This is a genomic window from Dyella choica (assembly GCF_003977665.1).
Taxonomy (GTDB): Bacteria; Pseudomonadota; Gammaproteobacteria; order Xanthomonadales; family Rhodanobacteraceae; genus Dyella_B; species Dyella_B choica.
The window spans coordinates 20,499-37,237 of the sequence record NZ_RYYV01000006.1 but is presented as its reverse complement, the minus strand read 5'-3'; the positions used below and the strand labels follow the sequence as shown (position 1 = coordinate 37,237).

The following is a 16,739-nucleotide window of genomic DNA, read 5'->3' as shown; positions in this document are numbered from 1 at the left end:
CGGCGTCGGAAGCGACGGTGGTTAACTTGGCTGACCGCTTCGGCTCGGGAGAAACAGCTCATCGCGGCCATGTGCTTCTTTGCTCGTCATTCCGATTTTTGCTCGAATCAAGGGAAAAACTCGGCCTTGGCCACGCCCCAAACACCTTCAACCGCGCGGCGGTTCGCAGTACACGATCACGTAGTAGAAGAGGCGGCCCTGCACGTTCTGACGCCGGAAGCTAGCAAACACAAATTTGTCCGAGGGTTGCTTGATGGGCGCCATTTGCGACCGCCCTGCGACATCTACATTGGCTCCGCCGGCGGCAGCGACGGCATCCGGTGCCAGCTCGCTACTGCTGCCGGAAACATGGATATCCGGCAACTCGATCCGGCCATACATCGATTTCAAGCTGGCGTAGGCCCGGCCCCAAGTGGCAGCCGCGGCCTTGATGTCCTGACCCTCATAGAGATAGATGCCGATTCGCGCCAGCTTCCCCTCCTTGAAGAAAAACTGCACGTTCTCCTTGTGGCCATTGAATACCCCGGCATAGGTTTCCAAGTCGCCATTGCTGAAGGATTTATACGGACCATAATCCTGAAACGCGACAACTTCCTGCGGGGTCATTTCAAAACGCCAAGGCGCAAGCCCGCCGGCGTTCGTTTGCGCGGCGGCCGATGCCACGCCGGAAACCGCAGCAAGAACAAGCCCAACCAGCCAAGAAGTACGACGCATCCATCTCTCCCTATAAATGGTTTACCACGGGTCGAAAGTGAGCATTCACGGTCATTCCTCTGCATCGCGTTTAAGACCACAGTGCACACATGTCTTGCGCGGTACGCGTTCACCACCGTAAAAGCTGGAGGCGCACCTTGGACACTTGAAGGTGCCAAGCCAAACCCTCAGTAGCAAAGCGCCACTCCCCCAAAGACCGAAGTAGATATATCCAACCGCGTCGTGGACTGCTGCCCTTCGAAAATTAATCAGCTGCGGCAACGCAAGCGTTACAGCGAGAAGTAATGCTGGACAAACACAAATCCAACCGAAGAAGCACCATTCAAGGCGCCTCAAGGTCTTCCATTGCTCTGTATATGAAGTCATGTTCCTTCGCGCTCAGTTGAAAGCAGTAAGCGTCACCTTTCCCGGGTGCTTTCGCGTCTTCCAAGGAACCATCGCACCGCCATTCCCACGGCCATCACCGCTGCAAAGGCACCGTAGCCGTAGAGGGCCGGCATGACCTGTTTCCAGATACCTCCGCTCTCTCGCCCAAAGCTGCCCACGTTTTGAATGGCGATATCGTCAAACGCCACCAGTGCACCCCCGTAGGCAACGCCAAGGGCAATCAAAATGACCGTGATGTCATAGAGCTTGAGCTGCCAAGTACGGCGAAAACGCTTTCCCACTGCCCAATAGGCCCAGGCGAGGATGACGAGCCATGGACCAAGCAGCAGCAGAGGCAGGTAGCGCATAGGGTTCCGTACTGGGCAGGTCTGTGGACGACTTCAAGCCGTGGTGTCGACAAACATCCCGCGCAGGCCGGTGATGCCGCTTTCACTGAAGTGGCGCGCCAACGTCTCAAGAAAGGATGGCAAGCTTGGCATTGCTTCGGCTGAAGCGGCGATTGCCCCATCGGGTGACGAGCCAAGTGATGTCCAGAGGCTTTGAAACACGGGCGTCAAACTGCCAGCTCCGCTTGAAGTTGATGGGGTACTGCTCGGGCCGGCACTTAATGCCTGAGCCAAACTGGAGTACGTCGACGCGACGTTTCTATATTGCCGTATCGGCGCCGACACTCTCTGCTGCGACGAAGCGGACGTGAGCGGGACGCCGCTGGTTGCGGTCGTGCTATCGGAGCGGGATGCGTTGGCCCCTGAGGTAAGCCCTAGTTGTGCCAATGCGGCGGCAATAGCGGCGGCCAGCCGTTCCGCGGCCGCGACCTGGGAGTCCGTCGATACGGCGGATATCGGCCGAAGCGAATGATTGGGTTCTGCCTTGTAACGCGTGTAGTGAACGGCAAAACGACCACTCACCGATGGCGGCTGCGTACTGCTGATGCTTGGCGTACTCATATCAGGCAGCCCCTTTTAACAGCGCGGTTTTAACATACTGTTTCGCCCGTGCCTATCGGGGAGTCGAACGCTGCAGCCGATAGCGGAGTAAGCTCCGCCAGGTCTCGATGTCGGCAGCGGACATGAGCCAGATAGGCAAGCCTCCTTGTGAAGAAGGTGTCATCCTTGGCGGTGCACAGGCATTGCCTTGCTCCGCGCCGTCGCGGCACTGGACGCTGGTGGCGGCGATACTTGGGTCCAGTCTTGCCTTCATCGACGGCACGGTGGTCAACGTGGCGCTGCCGGCCATCCAGCGGGAGCTGGGCGCCTCCACTTCAGACGCCCAATGGGTGATGGAGTCTTATGCGCTGTTTCTCGCTTCGCTGCTGCTGGTAGGCGGAACACTCGGAGATCGGTTCGGACGCAAGCGCATTTTCATGCTTGGCGCGGGCCTGTTCATGCTGGCCTCCATCGGCTGCTCCCTGTCCTCGGGCGTGCTGCAGCTGATTGCCGCTCGCGCCTTCCAGGGCATCGGCGCCGCGCTGCTGGTGCCGGGCAGCCTGGCGTTGATCAGCGCGACATTTCCGCAGTCGGAACGAGGCGCCGCCATCGGCACGTGGTCCGCATTCAGTGGCATCACGGCTGCCATAGGGCCGGTCATCGGAGGCTTTCTCGTAGAACACTATTCGTGGACCTGGGCCTTCCTGATCAATGCGCCAGTGGGCGTCGTGTTGTTGGCCATTTGTGCGGCGAAAGTGCCTGAGAGCAAGGGGCGCATGGAGGGTCCCGTCGATGTGCTTGGCGCCAGTCTGGTGACGATCGGCTTGGCAGGGCTGGTGTTCGCCTTCATCGAAGCCCCTGCTCGCGGCTGGACGGCGGCGCCGATCTGGTTGGCCGCGGTTATCGGCATCCTCGCGCTTCTGCTATTCGTACGCGTCGAGGCGCACGCAGCATCGCCCATGCTGCCGTTGGCGCTTTTTCGCGAGCGCAACTTTGCCGGCGCCAATCTGCTGACCTTGCTGCTCTATGCGGCGCTGGGCGGCAGCCTGTTCTTTCTGCCATTGAACCTGATCCAGGTGCAGGGTTATGGCGCGACGGCAGCCGGTGCCGCCTTGCTGCCGTTCATTGCGATCATGTTCCTGTTGTCGCGCTGGACAGGAAGTCTGGTGGACCGGTTCGGATCGAGGCTGCCGCTGGTGATTGGGCCGACGATCGCGGCGGCCGGGTTCGCGATGTTCGCGCTGCCTGCCACCGAAAGCAGCTATTGGACGGCGTTTTTCCCTGCCATTTGCATCCTTGGCCTTGGCATGAGCGTTACGGTGGCGCCATTGACCACGACGGTCATGAACTTGGCGGGTAGGGACCTGGCCGGCACGGCGTCAGGCATCAACAATGCGGTATCGCGCGCCGCAGCTCTACTCGCCATAGCACTGTTCGGGTTCGTGCTCACCTTGGTCTTCAATATCGTGCTGGACAGCGAACTGCGCAGTCTTCGTGCACCAACAGGGCTGGTTGCCGCAGTTGTCGGGCAACGCCAGAAACTTGCAGGCATCGTCATGCCCGCCGGCTATCCTGACGCAACCTTGGCTGCGCTGAAGCATGCGGTGAACCTGTCGTTTCTCTCAGGCTTTCGGTGCGTGATGCTGGTTTCCGCCGCGCTGGCGCTACTGAGTGCGGCCAGTGCGTGGATATTCATTGAGGGGAGGCAAGCGGCGCATGGAGTGCCCGTTTCCGGGAGAAACGGATGAAATCCAGGCTGGTCACTCCTGTCGCGCCATCACGCCAAACAGGGACTGGATGGATCAACCTTTCTTGTTGGCTCCCCTAGCCTCAAGTTTTCCCGCGTTTTTTCGCCATTCCCGCAATCATCGAGCCGATACGCCACAACATGGGCCGGACATAGCGATGGATCACCAGGGTGATGATCCCCATCACCGAGCCAACGATGCTCGGCAGGACACCTCCGAATGTAAAAGCCATGCCCAGCACGAAACCTAACAGGTATTCGGCGCGATAAATCGGCGCCACCAGCGCGACCAGAAACAGCGATTCGAACATGGCGCCGGGAACCAGGTCGTTGCCCAGCGTGAAAAACACAGATAGCAGCACGCCAAAAAGCAGGGCGCTGCCGAAGCCGACCAGGGCATAGGCTTTCGAAACATCGTCTTGCGACGCGATACGCCGCTGCACGCGACCAAGCAGAACCCATGTCACCAACGGGAGCAGCAAACCTCCCCACCCGTTGGAAATCACCGGCATGTCGGCACGGTTCAGGAAATGGTGACCAAGCACGCCGCCATGAAAATGCTGCCAAGCAAGCTGCATCCATTCGGCGAGAGCGACCACTGCTGTCGCTGCGCTACGCATCCACGGAAAGCGTCGGTCGCTCATCTTTTTCCCCAAGGAAACCGCGTTGATGCAGCCCAGGCCGGGCCGTGCAAACTACGCGCAGCAGTACCGCATTGCGAGGAATCTTCATGATCGACCATGACCGGTTACAGTGCCATTCGTCACTCGTTGCCACCAGGCATTGCGTCCGAAATCCGGTTCAGAGAGAAGTGGGCCAGCAATGCCCCACTCACGGGAGGCCATGGCAAAGTCTGCTCCAGGATCCGAACCCCGAACGGCCTACTCTCGCCGTCCAGCGTCCGCTGCAAGCTCCTTCGCTCGGCCTCGCTCGCGCTTTGCAGACGGAACTTTCGTATTCGGTACGGTAGCAATGCGAGGTTCGGGATGTCCTCGTTGCCGGCGGGACATCGCACCAGATAGGCGACAGCAAGATCGCTGCGGAAGGGCTCCTGTCCTTCGATGCCCTCGTAATCATTGAGAAAGTCTCCGCAGCCATACAGGATCAGTTTGCCCCGATACATCTCGATGGCCTTCGGGTGATGACTGGAATGGCCGTGGATGACATCGAAGCCGGCGGTGTCGATCAAGTCGTGCGCTAGCTGACGCTGTTCGGCCGAAATGTCATACCCCCAGTTACTCCCCCAGTGGATGGAGGCGACCAAAAGATCCCCCGGTTGTCGCCACGCCCGGACCCGGTCCGCGATCCGGGTGATGGATGGATTGGAGAAATCCTTCAGCAGATGGATGCCAGGGTTCGATTCGCTGGCCGCCCAGGTAGCGGGAATGCCGCTGCTGGGCAGGCCGAAGCCGAACACCAGCACCCTGCGTCCGTCCGCAACCGGCAGGATGGCTGGTGCAGCCGCTTGATCAAGAGTCCGGCCAGCACCCGCGTGGGCGATGCCGGCCTTGTCCAGGTGCACGAGCGTTTCCAGCAATCCCTCACGCGACCAGTCGAGCACGTGATTGTTGGCAAGCGCGCAGCAATTGATGTGCATAGCCTGCAAGCAACCGATGTTGGCCGGATGCATGCGGTAGTTGATCTGCTTGGGTTCGGGCCGGTCGTTGGTGGTAATGGCGGTTTCGAGATTGACGATGCGCACGTCGGGCGCACAGCGCCCGATCTCAGCCGCCGCATTTCCCCACACGTACTCGCCATCGACCGGCATGGGGATCGTACCGTTCACGCGTTCGGCCAGCGCCACGTAGTCCCTCGCCGAGCTCATGTGTGACTCATACAAGCGAGGCTCCGAAGGATGCGGAAGGATCTGGTCGATGCCCCGCCCCAGCATCACGTCGCCGCACAGCAACAACGAGATCTCTTTGCCGTCCGGAAAGACAGGGGCTGCCATCGCGCTGGCTCGCTGGATGTGCCTACGATCTCATCATGATAACTCTACAGGTGTATGCCGCTAGGTAGCGCGCCGCACGCACTTACTGAATCCGCAAATGAAAGTTGATTTTCCCGCTCAGCATCCGGGAGGTCCGAGCACAATCTCGTTACCAGGCAGGAGGACGCTAATGCGCCAGCGGCGCAAGCCATTGCAGCACGGCATGCGAAAGCTCGATGCGCTGGTCGGAGAAGGCATGGTCGGTCGCCAGGTGCACGCTGGTCACCTGGTTATTGCCGCCCTTGCGAAGCTCCGTGGCGAAAGCTTCGTCGTCGCTTGCCAAACCGTCGTCCGATGTGACAACCAGCATGGGTCGCCGCTTGAACGCATCGACCTTGGACTGGAAGGCCCAGGCTGACGCATGCTCCGCCAGCTCGTTGGCAAGTCCGTCCGGCGTGCAACCGCTGAGCGGCGCCATGCCCTCCCCTGCAAAGCCTGCGCTGGCCTCATGCAAAGCAGCTTGTTTGGGCTCCTGCCCCAACATCTGTTCAAGCATGCCGCCCATGTCGGCCGCCGAGATCATCACGATCCCTTTTACGGAGGGATCTGCGGCACTCGCCTGGACCGCCATGAAGCCACCCATGCTGTGCCCTATCAGGACGATACGCGCCGGATCCAGCCGCAGTCGCGTGGCATTCGCCGGCTGTCGTAGATAGGCAAGCACCGCAGCGGTGTCTTCGATGCCATGCGAGAACGAAAAATTCCCAGGCGAACCCCAGGAGCCCCGGTAGTCGAAGTAGACGACATCCCATCCCGCGCGCCGGATATCCTGCGCCAGGTCCAAGTTGCGCTCATTGCCCGGAAAGCCGTGCAGAAGGACCACGACCGGATGAGGCCTGGCACCTGCCGCGACGTAGACCAGCGCGTTCATTTGCGCCCCGTGGCTGGGAATCCGCATGACTTCCATCGAAGCCCGAGGCTCGGCCTGGGGTTTCTCGTGGAGGCTCGCTTGGGCACCGTCGCCGTCTGTTGCGGTTCGTCCAAGCGCACAGGGAGGAGCCAGGACAAGGCAGGAGTACAAACAGACTGACAGCAACAGAGATGTCACGCAGGTCTTCATCTCGTCCCCACTAGGTGAATGGCCAGGCTTCGGTGGAATTGGGCAAGAACGCGTTAGCGTAGCCTGAAGCTTCGTCCTGGCCATAGGGTTGCTAGCGTCCGCACCAGGTCGAATGCGGGCACGGAGACTGAAGTATCTCCACGTTTTTTTGCAATCATTCCCGCAAAATAAGCGTTACGTTGATGCTGTTTCAAAGCGACTCGTCATTCCGGCGAAGGCCGGAATCCATGGCACGTCCGAAGCATGGATTCCGGCCTTCGCCGGAATGACAAGCAAAAACACGCATGGCATCGATACGCTATCTCGCTGATTTGGCGAGGGTTCGAAGCCGTAAAACGTGGGGAAATCTCAGACATGGAAACCTCCCATCGAAAGCTCAAGGATTCGCGTAACCTGGATCAGGCTTGATAACGATCGCTATGGATCAGTCCGTACAGGACGGTATCCGCAACCTCTCCACCTATCATCCATCGTTCACGCAAGTACCCTTCGCGTTTGAACCCAAGGCGTTCGACCAATTGGATCGACGGCAGGTTGCGCGGATCGATGTCTGCTTCGATTCGACGCAGTCCTGCCTGCTTGAACCCATGCTCGATGAGGGCGTCTGCCGCCTCAACCATGTAGCCTTTTCCCCAGTATTTGCGTCCGAGGCAGTATCCGATCTCGGCGCGCCGGGAATGCGAAACTCCATTGAACAGCGCACAGTCACCAAGCACCTCACCTGTATCCTTCGATTCAATGACGCAAATCACGCTATTGCCGTCGCTCGAGGACTGCAGCTTGTCGGCAACGCGAGCATGCGCCTGCTCGACATCCTGCATAGGCGGAAACGAAAAGTAGCGCACCGCCTCAGGATCAGACCACACTTCGAAAAAGATGGACGCATCCTCCTTCCGAAGAGGGCGGAGGAGGAGGCGCCTGGTGTCGAGAATGACAGGTTCAAACATGCGCGTACCTGGTTTTGAATCGGTTTGACACCCCGAGCCTGCTGCGGCTCTCAACGAATGCGGACGTGCTGTCAGCCATCCAGGCCACGACCAAGCAGGCGCACCAGTGGCTTTGCCACCAATACGAGCAGCAAGCCCAGACCCACGTAGGCCAAGTTGCCGATGACGGTGTGAGCGGGATAGTGCTGCACAGCAAGGCCCATCGCCAGTTCAACTCCATACAAAGCCCACATGACTGCAAGAGCACTGGACCAGATAGCTCCACCGAGCCGAAGAATCAGCACCGCAATCCGTTGGTAGTCAGGCACACTTCCCCCTTTGATGGGTGTCAGTCGAGTGTTCATTATCTTCTCGATATCGCTGCAGGATAGCTTTCACAGTCAGTGTCAGCTGACCTTCGCAGCGTGCCAACGCCGGATATCCGATAGAAAGGCCTCGCGCGAAGACTCGCTTTGAAACGCCCGCCTGGGTATCAGCAAGGCATTACCCGAATCGCTTACGAGGGCAATGATCTCGTGGTTGCTCTGGATCGACGCAACCATTTTCCATGCTCGGGAGCCGACTTTTCCGGCGATCCGCGAAGACCAGCCCTCCGGTCCCACCTCCAGGACAGGTTCCTGGCTCTTGAATGCCAGCTGCGGCCAGGCAGCCATCAGGGCGATGACCAATGGCGCTATCCACACAAACCGGAGCGAGTATTCAGCGGGCCCAAATCGTGCGCCCGAGTTGGCCAATGTCAGCCAAGTTACGGCTGCTGCAATCAGCAGATGCCACCACCCATACCTGGCTAGCCAGGCACGCCAGTACCACCTCCAGACTTCCATGCGGCTTGAGCGATAACGAAGCGAATAGCGCTTTTCGTCCATAGTCTCCGTATCCATTTCCTGGCTTTGGCTCTGCACCGGGAAGTCTTTCTGGGGTTGAAAGCGAACCTTAGCATTGCCTGGCCCGGTCTTCGCGAAGCGATGCGTTTGAATGGGATCTGTAGTCTTAGTCCTGCAGATGTTCGCGCTGCCGACTGATTTGCAGGGTTGATCCTCCGGCGCATTCTGGCGCTATGGGGCGGCCATCCCTCAAAAGAGAGAATGTATGCAGCAAACCCACAGCGAGCATGCGTGCGATGCACATGACCTGCCGCTTGCAACCATTCCGCGCAAGCGCCCGTTCAATCCTGCCGCCTTCGAGATGGCAGTCAGCAATCTGCTCAGGGCAAGCGGTATCGACATCGATGCCGCCCATACGGCCCGCACGGCGCAACGTGTGCGCAAGCTCTGGCAGGGCCGCCTGCTCGACGGCTATGACGTTGATCCTGCCGAGGCACTGGGCGTGGGCTTCGATGATCGCAGGGAAGACATGGTGATCATTCGCAGCATCGCTGTGCATGGGGTTTGTCCGCATCACCTGCTTCCGTTTCGCGGTGTGGCCCATGTGGCTTACCTGCCCGGAGGGCGCCTGCATGGCTTCGGGCGTATCGCCAGGATGATCGATGCGATCGCTCATCGCTTCACGTATCAGGAGTGGATCACCAACGAGGTCGCGGCAGCGCTGGTTGCCCATGGCAAAGCACGGGGCGCGGCTTGCCTGATCGAAGCCGAGCAGCTCTGCTTGCTGATGGGCGAGAACCGCCGCGGGGACGAACGTGTTGTCACGCAATGCTACATGGGCGAGTTTGATCATTGCGCCCAGACTCGCAACGAGTTTCTGCGCGCGATCCACCGCTAGCATGTTGAGGCCGCACCGCTTGCGCGTCTGACGGACCGTAGGCTGGGTTGCTAAACCCAATCGCGTGACTTGCATGCATGGCAATGCTGGGTTTAGCAACCCAGCCTACGGTCCGCCGGCGCCGCATGCAGCGCGCGAAGGTGGCCGCTTGGTTTGGATCTTGTAGTCCTAGGCCTACAAGAAGTCGGGCCACCCTCTGATTTGCTTGACGGGACTTCCGGTGCATCCTACTGCAGCCGGACAGCCCTTCCTCTGCGCGCCCGGCGGTTAGCACCCCAAGCTTCATCACCCCCCTAGGGATGGAGCTACAGGCCCCCGCAAGGGGGCCTTTCTATTTGTAGGCGCACGTTTAGAGCGCACTGGTCCAGCGATGAATGGGAGCTGTGCGCGGTGGCCGGATGGATATCTGCAGCAAGGCACTCCCCTCCAGGGAGCCTGTTCGGCCAGAATGGACGCATACCAGGACCATGCCAGCATGCCTGGCAGATACATTCCATGTAGGGGAACAATGCAATGAAGACTCGTATGGTGGGAACGACCTTGCCGGTCCTGGAAGTGGGCCTGGAACAAGGTGACAAAATCATTTCAGAGCCGGGCCGGTTCTCCTGGATGACCCGCAGCATCGTGCTGCAGACTTCGGCTCGGACAGCCGGTGCCAAAGGCTTTCTCGGCGTGGTCGGGCGCGCCCTGTCGGGCGGCGGGCTGTTCATGAACGAATACGAGACTTCGGGCTCGCCGGGCATGGTCGCCTTCGCGGCGAAAGTGCCGGGAACTATTGTCGAAGTCCAGGTGAATGCCGGCCAGACCTACTTCATTCATCGCCACGGCTTTCTGTGCGGCACGGAAGGCGTGGAGCTGGCGATCGGTTTTCAGCGTTCGCTCGGCGCCGGCATCTTTGGCGGCGAAGGTTTCGTGCTGCAAAAACTCACCGGCAACGCCCGGGCCTGGGTAGAGCTGGGCGGCGAAATCGTCAACTACACGCTGGCCCCCGGCGAAACGCTGCAGGTGCATCCCGGACACATCGGCATGTTCGAAGGCTCGGTGAACTTCGAGATCACCCTGCTTCCCGGCCTGAAGAACAAGCTATTCGGCGGCGATGGCCTGTTCATCGCCAATCTCACCGGGCCGGGCCAGGTCTGGCTGCAGACCCTTACCATGCCGAATCTGGCGCATTCGCTGGAGCCCTACCTGGCCCGTGAGGCCGGGAGCAGTTCGTCCGTGCTGGGCGGCGACTCGGGCAGTTCGGTCGGTGGCGCGATCGCCGGTGGCGTGATCGGTTCGGTGCTCGGCGGGTTGTTCGGCAAGGACGACTAGCCGCTCGCCCAGGCCTCAAAGGCACAAAGAGCCCGGCGCACGCCGGGCTCGGCATGAGCGTTGGCCAAGGTGAGGCTCAGCGAGTCACGCTGACCCACCACTGATCACTCCCCTTCTGTTCGAATTCAATCTCCACCGGCAGGAACTTCTCAATCAGCGCGGCATTGCTGCGTGCATGCGCCGTAGGTGTCTGCGTGCTAAAGCTGCCACCCCCTGCCAGCGCGAGAGGCAACAACAGCTGATCGGCAAGATGCGGCCCCACCGCTGCGCCGCTTTCCAGGTAGCGCGACACCTCGGAGCTGACCAGCTCCGCCACACGCTCGGCGGAGACACCGCGCTCGCCGAACGCGGTGAAGAGTTCCACGATCTCCGCGTTTTGCACGCGCACCATCAGCGTGTTGCCGGGCCCCGGTGAGCCAATCGCCTGGCGGATATGCCGGTGCTCGGCGGCGATAGGCAAGCGACGTGCGATGACATCCAGTTCGCGCTCGCCCACGCGGCCTGGGATCGACGACATCAGTGCCGTCGCGGACATTTCCAGCAGTTCGCCGCGAGCTGCCAGATGCAGAGGCGCCGGTGCCGTGCTTTCGACGATGCCCATCGTCAGGGCACCACCGCCGGCCGGATAAAAGCCATGACGCTCGATGCTCAACTGCGCGTTCAGCCCCATGCGCCGCATCAGCGGAAGAAAACTGTCGGCAAGGAAATCCGCGCTGGGCGCGAGCGGGTTGTGCGTGCCACCCTCCAGGTGCAGTCGTGCGCTGACGCCTGCCAGCCACAGCGCAGGCAGGATCGTCTGCAATACCAGGGTGGTCGAACCGGCGGTGCCGATGGACCAGCGGTATTCGCCCCCGCGCACGGTGCGCGGGGTGAATTGAAGCGTCATGGAACCGGGTACGGCGCCACTCACCAACGCGTCGCCTACTTCGCGGGCCGCCTGCACTGCCGTCAAATGCTGGCGCATCAAGCCCGGACGCGAGCGCTTCGCGCGGATTTGCTCCATGCGAAACGCCTGGCCTGTGCACAGGCTGAGCGAGAGTGCAGTGCGCAAGAGCTGCCCGCCGCCTTCTTTTCCATCGATTTCCAACATAGTCACTTTCCTTGAAACGTTGCTTTTCGCTCAACCCTTGACGCACACCACCTGACTCAAGGTGTGGACAATTTCCACCAGGTCCTGCTGTGCCGCCATCACTGCGTCGATGGACTTGTACGCCGCGAGCGACTCGTCGATCACATTGGCATCCTTGCTGCACTCGACGTGGGCGGCGGCTGCAGCGATGGAAACTGTCCGCATTGCCCAGGCCACGCACGATGAAGCTCTTTGCGCCCATGCTTCCCGGAATGATGCCGAGTTCGCTGCCTCGCGCCAACGACACCGACCGCCTGCGCAAATACGTCGCCCGTTTCGGCCTGGACTGGGATGTGATAAGGAATGCCACCCTTGGTTGAGATGGACCTCGCATGCCCACCCTCGAACATCTGCTTGATCATTCCGATCTCGCATTGCTGTTTGAATGCGTTAGCGGCAGCCACGCCTATGGCACAGCAACAGCGGAGAGCGATCTGGACCTGCGCGGGATCTTTGCCGTGCCGGCCGCGGATTACATGAACCTGCAGGCGCCCGGGAATCAGGTCTCTGATCTGCGCAACGACATCGTCTTCTACAGCTTGCGGCGGGTCATTGAACTTCTCTCTACGGCAAACCCGAACGTGCTCGAATTGCTGTACATGCCCGAAGACTGCATCCGTTGGCGCACGGACGCCTTCGACCAGCTACTGAGGTCTCGCGATGAATTCATTTCCCAACAGTGCGTGCAAACCCATATCGGCTACGCACTGAGCCAGATCAAGAAAGCGCGCGGCCAGAACAAGTGGATTAACCAGCCGAAAGGGGAGCAACCGCCGGCGAAGGAGGACTATTGCCATGTGATCCCGGCGCAGGGCCTGCTGCCGCCCGATGCCGCTCCTTGCCGCCCGGTGCCGCTTAACCGGCTGGGCTGGAACCTCGACCATTTCCACGCGTCACGACTGGAGCATGCCCGCGACGGCTACCGGCTGTACCGCTATGGCGAAGACGCACGAGGCGTGTTCCGTGATGGCATGCTGGCCTGCGAATCGATTCCGCTGGAGCATGAAGCCAGCCATTTCGCCGGCCTGCTCTTCTACAACGAATCCGCCTGGAAGCAGGCACTCGCGGACCATCAGAACTACTGGACCTGGCGGCGCGAGCGCAACGAGGGACGCTGGCGCCAACAGGAAAGCGGCGAATTGGACTACGACGCCAAAAACATCATGCACACGGTGCGCCTGTTGTTATCCGGCGAATCCATCCTTCAGCATGGCCGCCCCCTGATCCGCTTCGAGGGCGAGCAGCGGGAGCTGCTGTTGTCGATCCGCAAGGGCCGTTACAGCTATAACGAACTGATCGACATGACTGAGGCAATCGTGGCGCGCTGCGCGGACAAGGCAGCCCTGTCGCACTTGCGACCGGCGGCCGATGTTTCGATGGCGGAACGCCTCTTAAGCGACATCACCACGTGTTGGGAGACCACTCGCCCATGAACGAAGCTATTCAACAGGCCATCGACGCCATCGAAAATGACTATGGCGTGCACGTGTTGTATGCCGCCGAGTCGGGCAGTCGCGCGTGGGGTTTTGCGTCGCCCGATAGTGACTACGACGTGCGCTTCGTGTACGTGCATCCGCAGGACTGGTATCTGTCGGTGTTCGAATCGCGGGACGTCATCGAGCGCATGCTGCCCGGCGACTTGGATGTCAGCGGCTGGGACTTGCGCAAGGCGCTTCGGCTGATGTCCAAATGCAATCTTGCCTTCAACGAGTGGTTCGATTCTCCAATCGTCTACCGCGAGGAGGCGGCGTTCGTCTCGGCCATACGCCGCCTGATCCCGCAGTTCTTCCAGCCGGCGCGAGCCCTGTTCCATTACCTGAGCATGGCCTCGTCCACTCACGCTGAACATCTTTGCGGCGACTCGGTGCGCCTGAAGAAAGTGTTCTATTTTCTGCGTTCCGTGCAGGCCTGCCGCTGGATCGAACACACACGCACCCAGCCGCCTACGGAGTTTTCCCGCTTGATCGCCGCGCCCTGGGTCAGTGACGAAGAACGCGGCTGGATCGGCGAACTGGAAGCGCGCAAGACCGTCCAGCGGGAAGGCGACAGCGCCGCCTTACCGCCGTTCCTCCGTCGTTGGATGCAAGCTCAATTGGAGCATCTGGCCCTTGTAGGCCCCGCCCTCGCCCGCAAGAGCGACGTCGATCAGGCCTTGCTCGACGAAGTCCTTCGGGCCTGGGTCATTGGGGCCTAGGCAGGGGAGCGCCCTAGGGACGCCCTGTCGTCATGTCGATCCGGTCGACACGCTCTTGGCATATGTCGATTTTTATCACTAAAATCGACATATGTATCAAACATGTCGATCCGATCGACATGATCCCTAGGATATGTCGAAATCGGCCATGGAAATGAACATATGGACTTCGACCCTAAGCAGCCGTTCAACACTCTCCCCCCCCTGCCCCCCAAGCAGGACATCGAGACCAAGCTCTTGCTCAAAGCCTGCATCGAGGCGCGATCCGCCTTGGCCGGACTCAAGGGCGCGGGCGACCTGATCCCCAACCAGGCTGTCCTGATCAATACCATCCCGCTGCTGGAAGCCCAGGCCAGTAGCGAGATCGAGAACATAGTCACCACCACGGATGCCCTTTTTCGTGCAGCCCAACTGCACGAAGAGTCGGCAGACCCGGCCACGAAGGAGGCCCTGCGGTATCGCGGCGCGCTGTACCGAGGCTTCCAGTCCCTGCGCGACCGGCCGCTCAGTACGAACACGGCTATTGAGGTCTGCAGTCAGATCAAAGGCGTCCGCATGGGCATTCGCAGCGTACCAGGCACGTCGCTGGCCAACGCCGCCACCAGAGAGGTGATCTACACGCCACCGGTCGGCGAGGCTGTGCTGCGGGAGAAGCTGGCCGACTGGGAGCGCTTCATTCACAACCATACCGAGATCGACCCGGTCATTCGCATGGCCGTGGCGCACTACCAGTTCGAGGCCATCCATCCCTTCCTCGACGGCAATGGCCGCACCGGCCGGGTGCTCAACCTGCTGATCCTGGTGGAGCAGGGCCTGTTGGCCCAACCGGTGCTATACCTCTCCCGATACATCCTGCGTAACCGCGCCAACTACTATCGTCTACTGATGGCAGTAACGCGCGATGGCGCGTGGGAGCCATGGGTGGACTTCATGCTTACGGCGATCAAGGAAACAGCCCTGTGGACGACCGCCAAGATCCAGGCCATCCAACAATTGCAGGCTGACGCGACGGCGTTCGTCAAGGCACGTGCCAGCGCGATCTATAGCCACGAGCTGATCGACGTGCTGTTTGTCCAACCCTACTGCCGCATCCAGAACCTGGTGGATGCCGGCGTCGCCAAGCGTCAAACCGCGTCGGCATACCTCAAGGAACTGACCGCGATCGGCATGCTGAGCGAAGTGAAGGCGGGGCGGGAGAAGCTGTTCATCCATCCGACTTTCATGCGCCTGCTGACCAGCGATGAGCATGACGTGGGCCGCTACGAATGAGGCCCGCTATACCGTCACACGCCAAGTGACGCACTACAAATGGAAGTACCAAACCGGGGCACATGCTGCCAAGCCAGCGAGCAGCTGTGTGGCTAGAACAGCCAGCGCCAACCTGGGCATGCGCGGCAGCCCATGGATGGCGAAGTACGCAACAATGGGGATTTGCCCGACCATAAGCAGCTGGAATAGATGAGCAGCAGCGCCTTCATCGGCCTGGCGTACCGTGCCAAACAGGGCGATATGACCGAGCACCATCGCAAGGGCGGCCAAGGACATCAGGATGGGCGCCACTGCGCTCGGCCGTGTAAAGAGGTGGGTGCTCATCCGCGCTACTCGCTTCAGGCCTCATGGCCTGTATACACCCACAAGCGGGCGAAGTGATTCCCAAGCAACGGCAAAAGCACGCTTCTCTCGCTTTGGGCATGCAAGTTGCTTTGCTCTTGGTTTGTCGACCATGCCACACTGCAAACAGCGAACACATCACACCATGCAAACATCCTCGTTGACAGCTTCGAACTCTACTTGCCACGGGAGCTTGGCCTGCGTCGGCTTCGGCATGACCCTGGGTTCCCACCTCACCCCGCTGGCGCGCAGCCATATCGAGCGCGCGGACGTGGTGTTCGCGGCGCTTTCCGATGGCATCGTGGAAAAGTGGTTGCAACGCCTGCGTCCGGACGTGCGCAGCCTCCAGCCCTATTACCGGGAAGGCAAGTCCCGATTGAAAACCTATCGGGAATGGGTGGCGCTGATCATGACCGAGGTGCGCGCCGGCAAGCGGGTTTGCGGCGTTTTTTACGGTCACCCCGGCATTTTTGCCTGGTCGCCGCACAAGGCGATCGAGGTGGCGCGCGCGGAAGGCTTCGAAGCGTATATGGAGCCGGGCATTTCCGCCGAGGATTGCCTTTATGCCGACCTGGGGATCGATCCCGGGCGCTTGGGCTGCCAGCACTTCGAGGCCAGCCAGCTGCTTTTTTATGAGCGACGCATTGATAACGCCGGCTACCTGGTGCTTTGGCAAGTAGGGCTGGTTGGCGATTGGTCGCTGACGCGATTCCAGACCGGGTCGGCGTATCGACAGGTGCTGGTGGATCGGTTGAGTCAGGACTACCCGCCGGATCACGAGGTGATCGTCTACCGAGGCGCGACGCTCCCGATTGAGAAGCCGCGCATCCGCCGCGTCGCCCTGCGTGATCTGCCCAACATCCCGTTGACTACCGAGGAAACGGTCGTCCTGCCCCCGGCGCAACCCTTGAAGTTGAACCTCGCGATGAAGGAGCGGCTGGACGCGTTGGATGCCCTGGAGAAAGCCGGCAAGGCAGTCCAAGTCTAGGTGACCTGCC

Annotated in this window: 16 protein-coding genes and 1 pseudogene; 7 read left to right on the top strand and 10 right to left on the bottom strand. The window is 60.6% G+C overall.

The window, feature by feature from the left end:
- Positions 1–147 precede the first annotated feature (147 nt).
- Both EKH80_RS09395 and EKH80_RS09390 read right to left on the bottom strand, forming a co-directional pair.
- Positions 148–663, bottom strand: a complete 516-nt coding sequence (locus EKH80_RS09395; protein ID WP_126684497.1) for a hypothetical protein — start codon at positions 661–663, stop codon at positions 148–150.
- Positions 664–1,112: 449 nt separating this feature from the next.
- The gene (locus EKH80_RS09390; RefSeq protein ID WP_126684496.1) at positions 1,113–1,448 is read right to left on the bottom strand and encodes a hypothetical protein; all 336 of its coding nucleotides are present in this window, start codon (positions 1,446–1,448) and stop codon (positions 1,113–1,115) included.
- Positions 1,449–2,170: 722 nt separating this feature from the next.
- Between EKH80_RS09390 and EKH80_RS09385 the strand changes: the two genes are divergently transcribed.
- Positions 2,171–3,775, top strand: coding sequence for an MFS transporter (locus EKH80_RS09385; protein ID WP_126684495.1), 1,605 nt, complete (start codon positions 2,171–2,173; stop codon positions 3,773–3,775).
- 82 nt (positions 3,776–3,857) lie between these two features.
- Here the strand turns inward: EKH80_RS09385 and EKH80_RS09380 are convergent, their stop codons facing one another.
- The 5 genes from EKH80_RS09380 to EKH80_RS09360 all read right to left on the bottom strand — a co-directional run bounded on the left by EKH80_RS09380 (position 3,858) and on the right by EKH80_RS09360 (position 8,115).
- Complete coding sequence (locus tag EKH80_RS09380) at positions 3,858–4,418, bottom strand: hypothetical protein (RefSeq protein WP_126684494.1); 561 nt, start codon at positions 4,416–4,418, stop codon at positions 3,858–3,860.
- A 119-nt stretch (positions 4,419–4,537) separates the two neighbouring features.
- Complete coding sequence (locus tag EKH80_RS09375) at positions 4,538–5,725, bottom strand: CapA family protein (RefSeq protein ID WP_126684493.1); 1,188 nt, start codon at positions 5,723–5,725, stop codon at positions 4,538–4,540.
- Between the two features lie 166 nt (positions 5,726–5,891).
- On the bottom strand, positions 5,892–6,635 hold the full coding sequence (locus tag EKH80_RS09370; RefSeq protein ID WP_230473568.1) for an alpha/beta hydrolase family protein: 744 nt from the start codon (positions 6,633–6,635) through the stop codon (positions 5,892–5,894).
- A gap of 587 nt (positions 6,636–7,222) precedes the next feature.
- Positions 7,223–7,771: a GNAT family N-acetyltransferase gene (locus EKH80_RS09365; RefSeq protein WP_126684491.1), complete on the bottom strand. Its 549-nt coding sequence runs from the start codon at positions 7,769–7,771 to the stop codon at positions 7,223–7,225.
- 71 nt (positions 7,772–7,842) lie between these two features.
- On the bottom strand, positions 7,843–8,115 hold the full coding sequence (locus tag EKH80_RS09360; protein ID WP_126684490.1) for a hypothetical protein: 273 nt from the start codon (positions 8,113–8,115) through the stop codon (positions 7,843–7,845).
- A gap of 745 nt (positions 8,116–8,860) precedes the next feature.
- Here EKH80_RS09360 and folE point away from each other — a divergent pair.
- Together folE and EKH80_RS09350 are read left to right on the top strand one after the other, a co-directional pair.
- Positions 8,861–9,493: a GTP cyclohydrolase I FolE gene (gene folE / locus EKH80_RS09355; RefSeq protein ID WP_126684489.1), complete on the top strand. Its 633-nt coding sequence runs from the start codon at positions 8,861–8,863 to the stop codon at positions 9,491–9,493.
- Between the two features lie 513 nt (positions 9,494–10,006).
- The gene (locus EKH80_RS09350) at positions 10,007–10,807 is read left to right on the top strand and encodes an AIM24 family protein (protein ID WP_126684488.1); all 801 of its coding nucleotides are present in this window, start codon (positions 10,007–10,009) and stop codon (positions 10,805–10,807) included.
- A 76-nt stretch (positions 10,808–10,883) separates the two neighbouring features.
- Here the strand turns inward: EKH80_RS09350 and rtcA are convergent, their stop codons facing one another.
- Positions 10,884–11,897: an RNA 3'-terminal phosphate cyclase gene (gene rtcA / locus EKH80_RS09345; protein ID WP_126684487.1), complete on the bottom strand. Its 1,014-nt coding sequence runs from the start codon at positions 11,895–11,897 to the stop codon at positions 10,884–10,886.
- 30 nt (positions 11,898–11,927) lie between these two features.
- Positions 11,928–12,198, bottom strand: a pseudogene (locus EKH80_RS09340) (RtcB family protein); the annotation flags it as partial.
- A 70-nt stretch (positions 12,199–12,268) separates the two neighbouring features.
- On the opposite strand from EKH80_RS09340, the gene EKH80_RS09335 reads away from it, so the two are divergent.
- The 3 genes from EKH80_RS09335 (at position 12,269) to fic (ending at position 15,399) form a co-directional block, all read left to right on the top strand.
- Complete coding sequence (locus EKH80_RS09335; RefSeq protein ID WP_126684486.1) at positions 12,269–13,369, top strand: DNA polymerase beta superfamily protein; 1,101 nt, start codon at positions 12,269–12,271, stop codon at positions 13,367–13,369.
- Positions 13,366–14,130 carry a nucleotidyltransferase domain-containing protein gene (locus EKH80_RS09330; protein ID WP_126684485.1) on the top strand — a complete coding sequence of 255 codons (765 nt, stop codon included), beginning with the start codon at positions 13,366–13,368 and terminating at the stop codon, positions 14,128–14,130. Before EKH80_RS09335 ends, EKH80_RS09330 begins: the two co-directional genes overlap by 4 nt.
- A gap of 162 nt (positions 14,131–14,292) precedes the next feature.
- On the top strand, positions 14,293–15,399 hold the full coding sequence (gene fic, locus EKH80_RS09325; RefSeq protein WP_126684484.1) for a protein adenylyltransferase Fic: 1,107 nt from the start codon (positions 14,293–14,295) through the stop codon (positions 15,397–15,399).
- A 33-nt stretch (positions 15,400–15,432) separates the two neighbouring features.
- Here the strand turns inward: fic and EKH80_RS09320 are convergent, their stop codons facing one another.
- Positions 15,433–15,723 (bottom strand): hypothetical protein, encoded by a 291-nt coding sequence (locus EKH80_RS09320; RefSeq protein ID WP_126684483.1) that lies wholly within the window; start codon positions 15,721–15,723, stop codon positions 15,433–15,435.
- A 163-nt stretch (positions 15,724–15,886) separates the two neighbouring features.
- On the opposite strand from EKH80_RS09320, the gene EKH80_RS09315 reads away from it, so the two are divergent.
- Positions 15,887–16,729 carry an SAM-dependent methyltransferase gene (locus tag EKH80_RS09315; protein WP_126684482.1) on the top strand — a complete coding sequence of 281 codons (843 nt, stop codon included), beginning with the start codon at positions 15,887–15,889 and terminating at the stop codon, positions 16,727–16,729.
- Positions 16,730–16,739: the final 10 nt, after the last annotated feature.

Coding starts and splice junctions, on each gene's coding strand:
- EKH80_RS09320 (WP_126684483.1), bottom strand. CDS start 15,723: ATGAGCACCCACCTCTTTACACGGCCGAGCGCAGTGGCGCCCATCCTG.
- EKH80_RS09365 (WP_126684491.1), bottom strand. CDS start 7,771: ATGTTTGAACCTGTCATTCTCGACACCAGGCGCCTCCTCCTCCGCCCT.
- EKH80_RS09385 (WP_126684495.1), top strand. CDS start 2,171: ATGAGCCAGATAGGCAAGCCTCCTTGTGAAGAAGGTGTCATCCTTGGC.
- fic (WP_126684484.1), top strand. CDS start 14,293: ATGGACTTCGACCCTAAGCAGCCGTTCAACACTCTCCCCCCCCTGCCC.
- EKH80_RS09335 (WP_126684486.1), top strand. CDS start 12,269: ATGCCCACCCTCGAACATCTGCTTGATCATTCCGATCTCGCATTGCTG.
- EKH80_RS09380 (WP_126684494.1), bottom strand. CDS start 4,418: ATGAGCGACCGACGCTTTCCGTGGATGCGTAGCGCAGCGACAGCAGTG.
- folE (WP_126684489.1), top strand. CDS start 8,861: ATGCAGCAAACCCACAGCGAGCATGCGTGCGATGCACATGACCTGCCG.
- EKH80_RS09390 (WP_126684496.1), bottom strand. CDS start 1,448: ATGCGCTACCTGCCTCTGCTGCTGCTTGGTCCATGGCTCGTCATCCTC.
- EKH80_RS09360 (WP_126684490.1), bottom strand. CDS start 8,115: ATGAACACTCGACTGACACCCATCAAAGGGGGAAGTGTGCCTGACTAC.
- EKH80_RS09375 (WP_126684493.1), bottom strand. CDS start 5,725: ATGGCAGCCCCTGTCTTTCCGGACGGCAAAGAGATCTCGTTGTTGCTG.
- rtcA (WP_126684487.1), bottom strand. CDS start 11,897: ATGTTGGAAATCGATGGAAAAGAAGGCGGCGGGCAGCTCTTGCGCACT.
- EKH80_RS09330 (WP_126684485.1), top strand. CDS start 13,366: ATGAACGAAGCTATTCAACAGGCCATCGACGCCATCGAAAATGACTAT.
- EKH80_RS09350 (WP_126684488.1), top strand. CDS start 10,007: ATGAAGACTCGTATGGTGGGAACGACCTTGCCGGTCCTGGAAGTGGGC.
- EKH80_RS09370 (WP_230473568.1), bottom strand. CDS start 6,635: ATGAACGCGCTGGTCTACGTCGCGGCAGGTGCCAGGCCTCATCCGGTC.
- EKH80_RS09315 (WP_126684482.1), top strand. CDS start 15,887: ATGCAAACATCCTCGTTGACAGCTTCGAACTCTACTTGCCACGGGAGC.